Source organism: Mesorhizobium sp. M0983 (genome assembly GCF_040318975.1).
GTDB lineage: Bacteria > Pseudomonadota > Alphaproteobacteria > Rhizobiales > Rhizobiaceae > Mesorhizobium.
Window position 1 is genome coordinate 147,326 of the sequence record NZ_JAMYNH010000007.1, and the last position, 15,009, is coordinate 162,334.

Here is a 15,009-nt window from a genome sequence, read left to right on the forward strand (position 1 = left end):
TCCAGCGCCGCCGTTCAATTTCTCAGGACTTATTCGGTGACGTCGACGCCGTCAAACCGATGAATGCCGAGCGGGTCCATAACGAAGCCCGACACCTTCTTGTTCATCGGCATGAAGACCTTGGAGTGGGCGATGGTCAGCCACGGAGCCTCACGCTTGAACACCACCTGAGCTTCCTCGTAGATCTTGGTGCGCTCGGCGACGTCCGTCGTCGCCTTGCCTTTTTTCAGCAGGGCTTCGAATTCCTGGTTGCACCAGATCGCATAATTGGACTGGCCGATGGCATCGCAACCGAGCAGGAAAAAGAAGTTGTCCGGATCGCCATTGTCACCGGTCCAGCCCAGTTGGAAGGCGCCGTCGCGATCCTTAGCTTTGCCGCGCTGGCGATACTCCGTCCATTCGTAGCTGACGATCTCCGCCTTGACGCCGACGGCGGCATAGTCGGCCTGGATCAACTCGGCGACGCGCTGGGCGTTCGGGTTGTAGGGGCGGCTGACCGGCATAGCCCAGATCTTCATCGACAGATCCTTGACGCCTGCATCGGCCAGCATCTTCTTGGCCGCCTCCGGATCGTAGGGATCGTCCTTGATGTCCTTGTTATAGGACCACATGGTCGGCGGGATCGGGTTGATGGCCGGCGCGCCGGCGCCCTGATAGACCGCGTCGATGATCGCCTTCTTGTTTACCGCCATGTTGAGGGCCTTGCGGACCTCGACTTTGTCGAAGGGCGGCAGCGTCGTGTTGTAGGCGAGATAGCCGATGTTCAGGCCTTCCTGCTCGTCGACTTTCAGGTTCGCGTCACCCTGCAGCCCGGCAATGTCGGCCGGCGCCGGGTATGACATGATATCGCACTCGCCTGCCTTCAGCTTCTGCGCGCGCACGGCCGGATCGGGCGTGATGGCGAAGATCAGATCGTCGATCTTCTGGCGGCCGCCAAAGTAGCCGTCCCATGCCGCATAGCGTACGACCGCATCGACCTGATAGTCGACAAATTGGAACGGACCAGTGCCGACCGGCTTCTGGGTGAACTGCTGCCTGGTGCCGGCCTTGTCGAGCTGGTCGGCATATTCCTTGGAAACGATCGAAGCGAAATCCATGCCGAGGTCCGGCAGGAAGGCGACTTCAGGCTTGTTCAGCACGAACTTCACCGTCAGATCGTCGACCTTGACGATTTCCTTCAGGAGATCGGGGAAGCCCATGCCGGTGAAATACTCCCAGCCGGTGCCTTCCAGGTAGCTGTACCAGGGGCTTTCTTTCTTCCACTGGCGTTCGAAGGAAAAGATCACGTCGTCGGCGTTGAGGTCGCGCGTGGGCGTGAAATAATCCGTCGTCTGGAATTTCACACCCGGGCGAAGCTTGAAGGTGTATTCGAGACCGTCGTCGGAAACCGTCCAGCTCTCCGCCAGGCCGGGCGAGATGGTGGTCTTCCCATGCTCGAACTCGACCAGGCGCGAATAGATGGTGCGCGACGAAGCGTCGAAGTCGTTGCCGCCGCTCCATGGCGACGGGTCGAAGCCGGCCGGCGATGCCTCCGAGCAATAGACCAGTTGTTTTGCATTGGCCATGCCGCCGAGGACGCTTGCAGCCAGCAACGCGGCTGCAAAAGTCAGTTTCTTTTTCATTGAGCACTCCCTGATGTTCTTCCAAGCCCCTCTATCAGGCTCGCGAAGGCCGCATATAAGCACCGTTTTTCTGGCTTTGGAACTGCTTGTTTGCCTAACCCACGGGAAGCAGAAAAAAAATCCGGCATGCGGCGAATTGTGGAAAAAACGAGCCAAATCCGCAGATCACGACATTATTAGCGACTTCAATTTTTTGTTGATCGGCGATGCCGCCAATTCGGGGAATCGAGCCGTTCGGTTCAAGAGATGCGCGTCCGAAAACCGGTCGCGGCCGAGAGCTTTGATGGCAAGTCTTGCCGCACTGCCAGGTGGGCGAGGCTTGCACGGCCGCTGCTAGTGGCAATACATAGATAGGTGGACAGCGTGGTGGATTCCCCAGGCTCCGGACATTGCGGCAAGCGTGGGATACCTTTGTTTGTCAGGGGCGGCGGTGGCGCTCAAGCGTGCCGAAACAATAAGAACGATTGAGGGAGCGACAGGTGGCAAAACCGGCAAAGACAACAACCGCGGCGAAAGCAAAGGCCGAGGCAACATCGAAAGCGGTCAAGCCAAAAGCGGCCGCCGCCAAGCCGAAGACTACCGCGAAGGCAAGTGCGAAGCCGGCGAAGACCGCGGCTGGAAAGACTGCCAAGCCGGCAGCCGGCAAGACGGCGCCTGCCGCAAAGTACCCCACCGTCAAGCCGGCGGCGGAGGCAGTGCCGACAGCGCCCAAACAGGCGGCAGCTTCAGCCAGAAGATTGCCGAAGGCGATCACCTCGCTGGCCGCCGGCCTGCCTGAAAAACCGTGGCTCCAGAGTTACCCAAAGATCGTGCCGGCCGAGATCGGCGCCCTGCCCTCCAGCTCGATCGGTGACTTTCTCGTCGCCGCCTGCAAGCAGTTTGCGAACCGGCCGGCCTTCGTCTGCATGGGCAAATCGATCACCTATGCCGATCTTGAGCGACAGTCGGCTGCCTTCGGCGCCTATTTGCAATCAAAGGGGCTGCAGAAGGGCGCACGTGTCGCGCTGATGATGCCGAACGTGCTGCAATATCCGGTGGCGATGATGGCGGTGCTTCGCGCCGGCTATGTCGTGGTGAACATCAATCCGCTCTACACGCCGCGCGAGCTTGAGCACCAGCTCAAGGATTCCGGCGCTCAAGCCATTGTCATCCTCGAAAATTTCGCCTGCACCTTGCAGGCGGTGATCGCCAGGACCGCGGTCAAGCATGTCGTGGTCGCCACGATGGGCGACATGCTCGGCGGGCTCAAGGGAACGATCGTCAACTTCGTCGTGCGCCGCGTCAAGAAGATGGTGCCGGCATGGTCGCTGCCCGGCCATGTCAAATTCAACGCCGCATTGAAGGCCGGCGCCGGCGTGACCTTCAAACCCGCCGAGGTCGTGGCCGACGACATCGCCTTCCTGCAATATACGGGCGGTACGACCGGCATCTCCAAGGGCGCGATGCTTTTGCACAGCAATGTCTTGGCGAACGTCGCGCAGAACGCGCTCTGGGTCGAAGACGCCTACACGGTCAAGCCGAAACCGGCGCATATGAACTTCCTCTGCGCGCTGCCCCTCTATCATATCTTTGCACTCACAGTGAACGCGATGATGGGAATGCAGCAGGGCGCGCAGAACGTGCTCATCCCCAATCCGCGCGACATTCCCGGCTTCGTCAAGGAGCTGCAGAAATACCCGATCCACATCTTTCCTGGCCTCAACACGCTGTTCAATGCGCTGCTCAATAATGAGGATTTTCGCAGGCTCGACTTCAAGCCGCTGATCCTGACGCTGGGTGGCGGCATGGCAGTGCAGAAGGGCATCGCAGAGCGCTGGAAGGCGCTGACCGGCTGCCCGATCAGCGAGGCCTACGGACTCTCCGAAACCTCGCCGGGGGCGACCGCCAACAAATTCAGCGACGGAGTCTACACCGGCACGATCGGGCTGCCGCTGCCCTCGACCGAGATCGCCATCCGCGACGACGACGGCAACAATTTGCCGCTCGGCGAGGTCGGCGAAATCTGCATCCGCGGACCGCAGGTGATGGCCGGCTACTGGAACCGGCCGGACGAGACCGCCAAGGTGATGACCAAGGACGGCTTCTTCAAGTCAGGCGACATGGGCTTCATGGACGAGCGCGGCTACACCAAGATCGTCGACCGCAAGAAGGACATGATCCTGGTTTCCGGCTTCAACGTCTACCCGAACGAACTCGAGGAGGTGGTGGCGCAGCATCCGGGCGTACTCGAAGTGGCGGCCATCGGCGTGCCGGACGAGCATTCGGGTGAAGTGCCAAAGCTGTTCGTCGTCAAAAAGGACCCGGCATTGACCGCCGAGATGCTGACGGCTTATTGCCGCGAGAACCTGACCGGCTACAAGCGTCCCAGATATATCGAATTCCGCACCGAACTGCCGAAGACACCGGTCGGCAAGATCCTGCGACGAGCGTTGCGGGGCTAGGCGCAGCTTGAGCGATTGCATCGTCGGCACCAACGCCGTGGATATAGGTTCGCGGCCAGACCCGGCAGAGTTCATCCGGGCGCACATGCGGATCGCCCCCGTGCCCGCGCTTCCCGAAATCCGGCTTTACACCGCCCATCCGGGAAGCGGCCTCAGGCGGCTTCTCGAATGGAACCAACATGGGACCGAAGAAGACGGACCTGAACCGGAGCCACCGTACTGGGCCTATGTCTGGGCCGGCGGCGCGGTGCTTGCCCGCTATATACTCAACCATCCGCAAAGCGTGGCCGGCCGCCGCGTTCTCGACCTCGGCTCCGGCTCGGGCCTCGTCGGCATCGCTGCGGCGAAAGCCGGAGCCAGCGAGGTCGTCGCGGCCGAGATCGATCGTAATGGTGTGGCTGCGCTCAGCCTCAATGCGACTGCGAATGGCGTCGCTATCATGATCATTGGCAACGACATCACCGGCGGTCCGCCGCCACCAGTGGACATCGTGGTGGTCGGCGACCTGTTTTACGCCCACGATCTTGCCGGCCGGGTCGTTCCCTTCCTCGACCGCTGCCTTGCTGCCGGCATCGCCGTGCTGATCGGCGATCCGGGCCGCGCCTATCTGCCGCGCTCGCGGCTTCGCCTGCTGGCCGAATACGAGGTGCCGGATGTCGGCGAGGGCAGGAATGCGGCGATGAAACCGAGCGGCGTGTTCTCGTTCGGACCAGCTAGCTGCGAGTCTAGACCGTCTCGCTGACTCGGGCCGCAAGAAAATCGGGCAGATCGGCAATCGAATCGAGGATGACGTCGGCGATCTGCGACAGCGATTCACGTGTGCCGGTGCCGGACAGTACGCCGATCGCCAGGCCGCAGCCGCCGGCGCGCGCCATCTCCAGATCGTGACGATTGTCGCCGACCATTGCGATCGTCGCCGGCCTGAGCCCTGTCAGATCCGAAAAGGCAAGGATCGTATCCGGCGCCGGTTTTGGATTGGCCACCGCGTCGTAACCATAGGCGGCTTCGAAAAGCTGCGCGACGCCCAGCGTGACCAAGGTCTTTTCCGCGCCGCTGGTCGAGTCGTTGGTGGCGACGCCAAGCCGGTAGGATTTTCTGTGAAGCAGCTCAAGCGTCTCGACCACACCCGGCAGCGCCACGGCCATCGCCGATCCTTGCGCCGAGGTGATGGCATTGAAGCGGGCGACGGCAAGCATCTGGTCCTCGTCGGATAGCCGCGGAAACCACAGCTCGACGACGTCCATGTTGGTCCCGGAGGCAAAAATCGAATCCGGCTTGAAGCGCCTGGTGGCGAAGTCGAAGCCCGCCGCCGCAAGCAGCCTGTCTGCCTTCCAGCGATCGCCTTCGGCCGCATCCATCGCCATGAAGTCGGCAATGCCCAGCCATGTCGCGTTGAAATCTACGAGCGTGCCGTCCTTGTCGAACAATATTCCCTTGATGTCCGCCAAGCTTTTCACTCCGGGCCGCGCAAGCGGTGAATGTATTCCACCAGTCCGGCAGTCGAGGCATCCCGCTTTGCGGCATTCTCCTTGCCTTCAACGACGGGCAGCAGCCCGGTCGCCAGTTCCTTGCCGAGCTCGACGCCCCACTGGTCGAAGGAGTTGATGTTGAACAGCGTGCCTTCGACGAAGACGCGATGTTCGTAAAGCGCAATCAGCCGTCCGAATGTACGTGGGTCGAGCTTTCTGTAGAGGATCGTCACCGAGGGGCGGTCGCCGGAGAAGACGCGGTGCGGAGCAATCCTGTCGACATCGGCGGGCTTCACGCCTTTCGCCAGCATCTGCGCGCGGGCCTCCTCCAGCGTGCGGCCCTTCATGAAGGCTTCCGACTGCGCCAGGCAATTGGCAAGCAGAAGGTCGTGGTGATGCTTCAGTTCCGGCTCGTGGCCGACGGCAGCGGCGAGGAATTCGACCGGAATGAAATCGGTGCCCTGATGCAGAAGCTGGAAGAAGGCGTGCTGGCCGTTGGTGCCGGGCTCGCCCCAGACCAGCGGGCCGGTCGGCGTCGTTACAGCACCGCCATCCAGGGTGACGCTCTTGCCGTTCGATTCCATGTCGAGCTGCTGCAGATAGGCCGGCAGCCTGGACAGACGCTGATCGTAAGGGATGACGGCGCGAGCGGGATATTTGCAGATCACGCGATGCCACCAGCCGATCAGCCCCATCAGCGCCGGCAGGTTGTTCGCCAGCGGCGCGGTGCGGAAATGCTCGTCCATCTCATGGGCGCCGTCGAGAAAGGCGCGAAAATCCTTAGGGCCTATGCCGATCATCACCGGCAGGCCGATCGCACCCCAGACGGAATAACGACCGCCAACCCAGTCCCAGAAGCCGAAGACGCGATCGGGCGCGATGCCGAATTTGGCGACCAGGTCGAGCGCCGTCGAGACGGCAGCGAAATGCTTGCCGACCGCTTCCTTGCCGAGCGCCTTCTCGACCCATCTGCGTGCCGTCTCGGCGTTGGTCATCGTCTCGACCGTAGTGAAGGTCTTGGAGGCGATGATGAACAGGGTGGTCTCGGCGGAAAGACCCTTCAGCGTGTCGTGGATATGGGCACCGTCGATATTGGACACGTAATGTGCGCGCGGACCGTCATGATAGGGCGCCAGCGCCAGCGTCGCCATGGCCGGGCCGAGGTCGGAGCCGCCGATGCCGATGTTGACGATGTCGGTGATTTTCTTGCCGGTGGCGCCGGCCGCCTTGCCGGAACGCACCGCGTCGGCGAAGGCGCCCATCGCGTCGAGTACGCCGAGGACTTCTGCCTTCACGTCCTGGCCGTCGAGCACGATGCCCTTGCCGGTAAGGTTACGCAGCGCCGTGTGCAGCACGGCGCGGCCTTCGGTGACGTTGATCTTGTTGCCAGCAAACATCGCGTCGCGCCGGCCTTCGAGGTCGGCGGCCTCAGCTAGGTTCTCCAGCAACTCCATCGTCCGCGCATCGACCGCGCATTTCGACCAGTCGAGCAGCAGGTCGCCGTCGCTGGCGGAGAATTTCTCGAAGCGCTGCGGATCGGCAGCGAAAGCCTCGCGCATCGAGCCCGATTTGGCCGCACGATGATCGCGCAACAAGTCGAGCTGCTTTTGAAAGGACGATTGATCCACTGCTTCGCTCCGGTCTCTTGAGATGCATCTTATCAGGCCGGATGTTTCCGGCGCGTGTCGTCGCGGCAAACTATCGGGTCGAATTCCATCCGTTTCAATGCGCAGCGATGCCGCAGCGCAGCGTGGGCCGGCGCAAAGGATCACTGGCATAAATCCCAGCGATCAGAAAAATTGATTGGCGCAACACCTTGTGCCACCGGTACATTCGACTGGTCCAGCCAAGTGAAAAAAGCTGGCCATCGAGGAACATCTCCCATGCCACAGAGAAACGACACGGCCATATGGTCCGGCCTGTTCCGGATTTCGGCGGAATCCGGTCAGACCCTGCAGGCGCAGATCCGTCAGGCGATCGTCGCCGCTATCCTCGACCGGCAGATCGCGGCTTCCATGCCGCTTCCGTCCTGCCGGATTCTCGCCGAAAAACTCGGCGTAGCGCGTGGCACCGTGGTGCTGGCCTTCCAGCAGCTGGTCGACCAGGGCTTCCTGGTGGCGCGCGAGCGCCGCGGCCACTTCGTCAATCCCGAAGTGCTGGCGACGCCGGCCAAACCGCACCAGAAGGCGCCCGACCAAGCCAACGAGATCGACTGGAAGGCCCGCCGGCAGATCGCGGCGAGCGACATGCCACCGCCGGCCAAGCACGACAACTGGATCAAATCGTCCTACCCCTTCGTCTATGGCCAGTTCGACCCGGCGCTGTTCCCGACCGCCGAATGGCGCGAGTGCAACCGCATGGCGCTGGCGGTGCTCGAAATCCGCAACTGGGCGTCCGACATGGTCGACCGCGACGATCCCCTCCTGATCGAGCAGATCCAGGCACGGCTGTTGCCGCGGCGCGGCATCTTCGCCAATCCGGACGAGATCATCGTGACGCTGGGCGCGCAGAACGCGCTTTACATGCTGGCGACGCTGTTGATGACCAAGGGCTCGAAGGTGGCGATGGAGGACCCGGGCTATCCCGATGCACGTTCGATCTTCCGGCTGGCCGGCGCCGACATCCAGCCGGTTCCGGTCGACCACTCCGGCATCGTAACCTCGGCCATTCCCAATGATTCCGGCTTCGTCTTCGTCACGCCCAGCCACCATTGCCCGACCATGGTGCCGCTGTCGGCAGAGCGGCGGCAGGATCTTTTGGCGCGCGCCAACCGCTACAACCAGATCATCATCGAGGACGGATATGACAGCCAGCTCCTGGACGAGGCGCCGCAGCAGGCGCTGAAGAGCCTCGATCGGTCCGGCCGCGTCGTCTATGTCGGCTCGATGTCGAAGACGCTGGCTCCCGGCCTCAGGCTCGGCTACATCGTCGCCTCGGCCGGGCTGATCTCCGAGCTTCGGGCGCTGCGCCGCTTCATGCTGCGCCACCCGCCGGCAAACAACCAGCGCGCCGTCGCATTGTTCCTGTCGCTCGGCCATCACGAGGCGCTGGTGCGGCGGCTGTCGAGCGCCTTCGACGAGAGGCGCAAGCGTCTGGTCCATGCGATTTCCGCCTTCCTGCCGGAGTGGCGCTCGACCGATTCGGCCGGCGGCACGTCGCTCTGGCTCGAGGGACCGCGCGGCACCGATTCGCGCGGGCTGGCGGAGGCCGCGGCCTCGCGCAGCGTCATCATCGAGCCTGGCGACCGCTTCTTCGACCGCACCGAAAAGCCATCGCGTTTCATGCGCTTGGGCATTTCCTCGATCGCGTTGCAGCACATCGAACCCGGCATCCGCGAACTGGCGACGGCAGCTGGACGCAGGCCGGCAGCGGCCTGATCTCCCTTCCCCGACCGGAGCCTGGCGCATGTAGTGCGGCTCCGGTTCTTTAGCTCCTTGGCATATGCGACGGGACCGGCTGGCACATAGGCTGTGCCAATGCCGGCGGCATAGTCGCTGTATAAAGGGGACGAAGCAGGCCGATGGTGGACCAACCGCCGCGCCCGCTCCGCAGCTAAAGTTGGAGTGCCTTCATGCCAATGGCCCATGAGAAGCAGGACGTGTCCGCAGACCAGCGTTCGCGGCGGTCCGGCGGGCGCGAGGCGCGCCGCGCCATGCGGGCGGCACCGCTCGCCGACGACGTCAAGCCGGTGCGCGCCGGCCTCGAAGGCGGAAGCTACAGCCCGCTCAGCGGCAATGATTGCGAACGTATCCACGAGGCCGTGCTTACCCTTTTGGAGACGGTCGGTTTCGCCAACGCCATCCCCTCTTGCATTGAGGTACTGACCAAGGCCGGCGCAACGCTTGGCGAGGACGGCCGCCTGCGCTTTCCTCGCGGTCTGGTGGTCGAAACGATCAAGAAAGCGGCGCGGCATTTCACCCTGCACGGCCAGGATCCGAAGCACGACATGGTGATCCAGGGCAAGCGTGTGCATTACGGCACGGCTGGTGCTGCGGTGCATCTTGTCGATGTCGAAAAGCGTGAGTATCGCGAGTCGCTGCTGCAGGACATTTACGATGCGGCGCGTCTGGTCGAGGGGCTCGACAACATCCATTTCTTCCAGCGGCCGATGGTGCCACGCGACATCCCCGACCCGCTCGATATGGATTTCAACACGCTCTACGCCTGTGTCATGGGCACGTCGAAGCATGTCGGCACCTCGTTTACCGTGCGTGAGAACGTCAAGCCGGCGCTCGAGATGCTCTATGCCATCGCCGGCGGCGAAGAGAATTTTCGCGCGCGGCCTTTCGTCTCCAATTCGAACTGTTTCGTCGTGCCGCCGATGAAGTTTGCCGAGGACGCCTGCGGCGTGCTCGAAGCCTGTGTCGAGGGCGGCATTCCGATCCTGCTGCTGTCGGCAGGCCAGGCAGGTGCGACGGCACCGGCGGCGATTGCCGGTGCCGTGGTGCAGGCGGTCGCCGAAGTGCTGGTCGGCCTAATCTATGTCAACGCCATCAAGCCGGGCCACCCGGCAATCTTCGGCACCTGGCCGTTCGTCTCGGACCTCCGGACCGGCGCCATGTCGGGCGGTTCGGCCGAGCAGGCGGTGCTGACCGCGGCCTGCGCGCAGATGGCACAATTTTACGACCTGCCGGGCGGTTCGGCCGCCGGCATGACGGATTCGAAACTGCCTGACATTCAGTCAGGCTACGAAAAGGGCATAACCGACGTGATGGCCGGTCTTGCCGGCCTCAACCTGGTTTACGAATCGGCCGGCATGCACGCCTCGCTGCTCGGCTTTTGCCTTGAGAGCCTGATCATCGACAACGACATGCTCGGCCACTGCCTGCGCTGCGTGCGCGGCATCGAGGTGACGGACGAGTCGCTGTCCATCGACACCATCGCCGATGTCTGCCTGAAGGGCCCGGGCCATTATCTCGGCAACGAGCAGACGCTGCGGCTGATGCAGACCGAATATTTCTATCCGGCCGTCGGCGACCGCTTTTCGCCGAAGGAATGGAATGAGAAAGGCAGGCCCGACATCTTGCAGCGGGCGATCATCGAGAAGAAACGCGTGCTTGCCGAACGCTTCCCGCGCCATGTGCCGAAGCCCGTCGACGACAAATTGCGCGCCCGTTTCGGCGATATGATCAAGCTGCCGCGCGGCAGAATGGGCGGCTGAGCGTTAGCCGCTCGCCGCCAGCAACAAGACGCCGGCCAGCGCCGATCCGGCAAGCGTCGGCAGCATGCCGATTTTCAGCTTCAGAATGGCGATCATCGAGGCACAGGAAAGCAGCGCCGCGCGCCAGTCTATCGATGAAAGCACCGGCACGTCCATTCCAAGCCCGACATTGCGCACTTCGCCGAAGATGACGTGCAAGCCGAACCATAGAGCGAGATTCATGATGACGCCGACGACGGCGGCGGTGATTGCGCCGAGCGCCGCCGACAGCGCCTTGTTGCCGCGCAGCGCTTCGATGTAAGGCGCGCCAAGGAATATCCACAGGAAACATGGGGTAAACGTCGCCCACAGCGTGAACAGCCCGCCAAACAACCCGGCAAGCAGCGGCGCCAGCGAGCCCGACTGGCGGAAGGCGGCGACGAAGCCGACGAACTGCAAGACCAGGATGAGCGGGCCCGGCGTGGTTTCGGCAAGTCCGAGGCCGTCGACCATTTCACCGGGTGCCAGCCAGCCGAAGTACTCGACCGCTGCCTGCGCCACATAGGCAAGGGCCGCGTAGGCGCCGCCGAAGGTAACGACCGCCATGACACTGAAGAAGCCACCGATTTGCGTCCAGACGCTGGCCGAGCCGGTGACAGCCCAGACCAGCAGAACAGGCCCGAGCCAGATCGGCAGCCAGATCGCCAAGATGCGCGGCGCGTGCCATCGCGTCGGCCTGACGTGGGTCAGTTCACCGCGCTCGAACATCAGATCGACCGCGCCCTTGATCTCGGGAACATCGCCCTTGCCATGCGAAGCGCCGGAAAAAAATGCCGGCGCACTACGGTTGCCGATCCAGCCTGCCAGGCCGGCAAGCAGGACGATCAGCGGAAACGGCACGTTCAACGCGTAGATGGCGATGAAGGCGGCGAGTGCGATCGACACCATGACGGGGTTTTTCAGCGCGCGTCTGCCGATCCGGATCACCGCCTCGATGACAATGGCGAGCACGGTCGCCTTGACCCCGAAAAACAGCGCCGCGACGAGTGGTACATCGCCATAGAGCGCATAGAGGCTGCTCAGGACGAGCATGACAAGCGCGCCCGGCACGACGAAGAGAATGCCGGCAACAAGGCCGCCGACCGTTTTGTGCAGCAACCAGCCGATATAGATGGCAAGTTGCTGGGCCTCGGGGCCAGGCAGCAGCATGCAGTAGTTCAACGCATGCAGGAAACGCTGTTCGCCGATCCAGCGCCGTTCCTCGACCAATTCCTTGTGCATGAGTGCGATCTGCCCGGCCGGGCCGCCAAAGCTGAGCACGCCGATTTTCGCCCAGACTTTCACGGCCTGCCGGAAGCTCGGCACAACCGGCTCTTGGATCTCCGGCGGCTTTTTCGAAAGGACGGCGCTCACGAAGGTTTGCCCGCGCCGAGATTGCCCGTACCGGCGGCCGGCCAGTTATGCGTCTCCTCGGTGGCATCGCGGCACCAGCGGAAGAACGCATCGTAGAGCAGCATGCCGGCCTCGAGCTGTTCCAGGTCGTCGCGAAACATCCGCGACAGGCCAAGCGAGGCGGCCAGGAACCCGGCCGCCTGTGGGACAAGATCGAGGCTCGCAGTATCGGCGGCGCGTATGATCGTGGCGAGACGATCGAGCGCTTCGGATTTTAGTCCGAACTCCTCGATCATGGTGTCGAAGGTGCAGCGTTCGCCGCGGTGGCTCCAGAACACGTTCTCGATGTCGAAAGGCACGGCCTGAAAGCGATCGGCGACCGCCGCCACTTCGGCCGGCTCGACGAAGAGAAAGACCGCGTGAGGATCGATGAAGCGCCGAATCAGCCAGGGGCAGGCGATGCGGTCGACCTTCGGGCGCGTACGCGTCACCCAAACGGTGCGGCCCTTGGCATCGGCGGGCGGTATCTTGCCGGTGTGAACCAAAAGCCCCTTGGCATCGCGCCATGCCTCAAACCCGCCTTCGAGCGATTCGGCGGCAATGCCCTCGTGCCGCAGCCATGCGGCCACGCCTTGCGAGAGCTTTTTTCCCTGTTGGCAGACCACCGTCACTTGCTGGCCAGTGAATTCGCCAGCCCAGGTGGCGATAGTCTTGAAGTCACACCGGATTGAGCCCGGCAACAGGCGCGGATCGGCGTTGTAGTCATCATTGATGCGGACATCGATGATTGCGGGCGCACCCGGCAGCCCAATCAGACGAGACAGTTGCGATACAGTGATAGCGGTTGTTGACGGCATGGCGTCCACCTCCTTGAAAGAGAAGCTTGGACGCGAACGTTGGGCTGACGCCTCACGGGGTCGTCGCGATGCACCCCTTACGATGATCGTGGATTTGTCACGCCCGCTTGTCAAGCATTCCCGTTCTCGCGGGAGCAATCGCTTTTGACAAATGACCGCGTCCAACTCTGTGGCGGGCATTTCTCCCCGTTAGCGGGCTGTTAACGGGGAGAAATGAGGTGACCGTAACGCTGGCGACCTGACGGCTCGTGCGACGGACCCTGGTCAGTGATTGTCCCTCGGCACGCCGCTTGTATGAGCCACATCCTGGTACTTCACCGCCGGCTTCAGCACCATGCCTTCGGAAAACTGGTCGACCATGCCGCGCTGGATTTCCTGCCACGGCGTCTGGTGCTTCGGATAATGATAGCCGCCATTGTTCTGCAGCTCGGCGCGGCGCCGCGTGATCTCGTCGTCGCTGACGAGGATGTCGGCGGTACCCTTGCGCAGGTCGATGCGGACGCGATCGCCGGTCTTCAGCAGCGCCAAGCCGCCGCCGATGGCGGCTTCCGGCGAGGCGTTGAGGATCGACGGCGAGCCCGACGTGCCTGACTGACGCCCGTCGCCGATACAGGCCAGCGCGTGGATGCCCTTTTTGATCAGATAGGCAGGCGGCTGCATGTTGACGACTTCGGCGCCGCCGGGATAGCCGATCGGGCCGGCGCCGCGCATGAACAGGATGGTGTGCTCGTCGATGCCCTGTGCCGGGTCGTCGATACGGGCGTGATAATCCTCGGGGCCGTCGAAGACCATGGCGTTGCCCTCGAACGCTTCCGGGTCCTTCGGGTTCGACAGATAGCGTTCGCGGAATTCAGGCGAGATGCCGCTGGTCTTCATGATCGCCGAATCGAACAGATTGCCCTTGAGGTTGATGAAGCCGGCATTGGCTTTCAGCGGCTCGGCAACCGTGCGGATGACGTCGAGGTTCTCGTTCACGGCGCCGCCGCAATTGTCGCCGATGGTCTTGCCGTTAGCGGTCATGGCTTCCGGATAGGGCAGCATGCCGCCCTTCATCAGTTCGGCGATCACAGCCGGCACGCCGCCGGCATGGTGATAGTCCTCGCCGAGATATTCGCCGGTCGGCTGCAGATTGACGATGAGCGGAATGTTGAGGCCAACCTTCTGCCAATCGTTGTTGTCGAGCGGCACGCCGAGGTGGCGGGCGATGGCGTTGAGGTGGATCGGCGCATTGGTCGACCCGCCGATCGCCGAATTGACGACGATGGCGTTCTCGAAGGCCTTGCGGGTCATGATGTCGGAGGGCTTCAGATCCTCATGCACCATGTCGACGATGCGCTTTCCAGTCTCATAGGCGATCTGGCCGCGTTCGCGATAGGGGGCGGGGATTGCGGCCGAGCCCGGCAATTGCATGCCGAGCGCCTCGGCCAGCGAATTCATCGTGGTAGCGGTGCCCATCGTGTTGCAATAGCCGGTCGACGGCGCCGAGGAGGCGACGATGTCCATGAACTCGTCATAGCCGATCTCGCCGGCCGACAGGCGCTGGCGCGATTCCCAGACGATGGTGCCGGAGCCGGTGCGCTTGCCCTTGTGCCAGCCGTTGAGCATCGGGCCGACCGAAAGCGCGATAGCCGGAATGTTGACGGTAGCCGCGGCCATCAGCATGGCCGGCGTCGTCTTGTCGCAGCCGATGGTGAGCACCACGCCGTCGAGCGGATAGCCGTAGAGCACCTCGACCAGGCTGAGATAGGCAAGGTTGCGGTCGAGCGCAGCTGTCGGCCGCTTGCCGGTTTCCTGGATCGGGTGGCAAGGAAACTCGAAAGGAATGCCGCCCATCGAGACGATGCCCTCGCGCACGCGCTTGGCCAGTTCGATGTGATGGCGGTTGCAGGGCGACAGGTCCGAGCCGGTCTGGGCGATGCCGATCAGCGGCTTGCCGGACATCAGTTCGGCCCGCGTCAGCCCGTAATTCAGGTAGCGCTCCAGATAAAGTGCTGTCATGCCCGGATTGTCGGGATTGTCGAACCACTCTTGCGAGCGAAATTTTTTCTTGCTGGTGGGGGCGCCTGCCATCGTGGTCTCCGTATTTGT

Annotated in this window: 11 protein-coding genes; 4 read left to right on the plus strand and 7 right to left on the minus strand. The window is 62.9% G+C overall.

Annotated features, from left to right (window positions below; genetic code table 11):
- Positions 1-29: 29 nt before the first annotated feature.
- Positions 30-1,622: an ABC transporter substrate-binding protein gene (locus NKH71_RS15470; RefSeq protein WP_023717882.1), complete on the minus strand. Its 1,593-nt coding sequence runs from the start codon at positions 1,620-1,622 to the stop codon at positions 30-32.
- Between the two features lie 479 nt (positions 1,623-2,101).
- On the opposite strand from NKH71_RS15470, the gene NKH71_RS15475 reads away from it, so the two are divergent.
- Both NKH71_RS15475 and NKH71_RS15480 read left to right on the plus strand, forming a co-directional pair.
- Complete coding sequence (locus tag NKH71_RS15475; protein ID WP_352791079.1) at positions 2,102-4,063, plus strand: long-chain fatty acid--CoA ligase; 1,962 nt, start codon at positions 2,102-2,104, stop codon at positions 4,061-4,063.
- Positions 4,064-4,070: 7 nt separating this feature from the next.
- A complete protein-coding gene (locus tag NKH71_RS15480; protein WP_352483293.1) occupies positions 4,071-4,805 on the plus strand; it encodes a class I SAM-dependent methyltransferase in 735 nt (244 codons plus the stop codon).
- Here NKH71_RS15480 and NKH71_RS15485 read toward each other — a convergent pair.
- The 3 genes from NKH71_RS15485 to NKH71_RS15495 form a co-directional block, all read right to left on the minus strand.
- Positions 4,789-5,511: an HAD family hydrolase gene (locus tag NKH71_RS15485; RefSeq protein ID WP_352483294.1), complete on the minus strand. Its 723-nt coding sequence runs from the start codon at positions 5,509-5,511 to the stop codon at positions 4,789-4,791. The genes NKH71_RS15480 and NKH71_RS15485 overlap by 17 nt on opposite strands.
- Positions 5,512-5,516: 5 nt before the next feature.
- Positions 5,517-7,160: a glucose-6-phosphate isomerase gene (gene pgi / locus NKH71_RS15490; protein WP_352895149.1), complete on the minus strand. Its 1,644-nt coding sequence runs from the start codon at positions 7,158-7,160 to the stop codon at positions 5,517-5,519.
- Positions 7,161-7,254: 94 nt separating this feature from the next.
- Positions 7,255-7,410, minus strand: coding sequence for a hypothetical protein (locus tag NKH71_RS15495; RefSeq protein WP_156948037.1), 156 nt, complete (start codon positions 7,408-7,410; stop codon positions 7,255-7,257).
- 5 nt (positions 7,411-7,415) lie between these two features.
- On the opposite strand from NKH71_RS15495, the gene pdxR reads away from it, so the two are divergent.
- Both pdxR and NKH71_RS15505 read left to right on the plus strand, forming a co-directional pair.
- Positions 7,416-8,909, plus strand: a complete 1,494-nt coding sequence (gene pdxR, locus NKH71_RS15500; RefSeq protein ID WP_352467513.1) for a MocR-like pyridoxine biosynthesis transcription factor PdxR — start codon at positions 7,416-7,418, stop codon at positions 8,907-8,909.
- Between the two features lie 194 nt (positions 8,910-9,103).
- A complete protein-coding gene (locus NKH71_RS15505) occupies positions 9,104-10,693 on the plus strand; it encodes a trimethylamine methyltransferase family protein (protein WP_352791081.1) in 1,590 nt (529 codons plus the stop codon).
- A 3-nt stretch (positions 10,694-10,696) separates the two neighbouring features.
- Here NKH71_RS15505 and chrA read toward each other — a convergent pair whose 3' ends face one another.
- From chrA to NKH71_RS15520, 3 genes are all read right to left on the minus strand, one after another.
- The gene (chrA, locus tag NKH71_RS15510) at positions 10,697-12,085 is read right to left on the minus strand and encodes a chromate efflux transporter (RefSeq protein WP_352590780.1); all 1,389 of its coding nucleotides are present in this window, start codon (positions 12,083-12,085) and stop codon (positions 10,697-10,699) included.
- Positions 12,082-12,921 (minus strand): chromate resistance protein ChrB domain-containing protein, encoded by an 840-nt coding sequence (locus NKH71_RS15515; protein ID WP_352493737.1) that lies wholly within the window; start codon positions 12,919-12,921, stop codon positions 12,082-12,084. Before NKH71_RS15515 ends, chrA begins: the two co-directional genes overlap by 4 nt.
- A gap of 264 nt (positions 12,922-13,185) precedes the next feature.
- Positions 13,186-14,991, minus strand: a complete 1,806-nt coding sequence (locus tag NKH71_RS15520; RefSeq protein ID WP_352493736.1) for an IlvD/Edd family dehydratase — start codon at positions 14,989-14,991, stop codon at positions 13,186-13,188.
- Between the last annotated feature and the right edge of the window lie 18 nt (positions 14,992-15,009).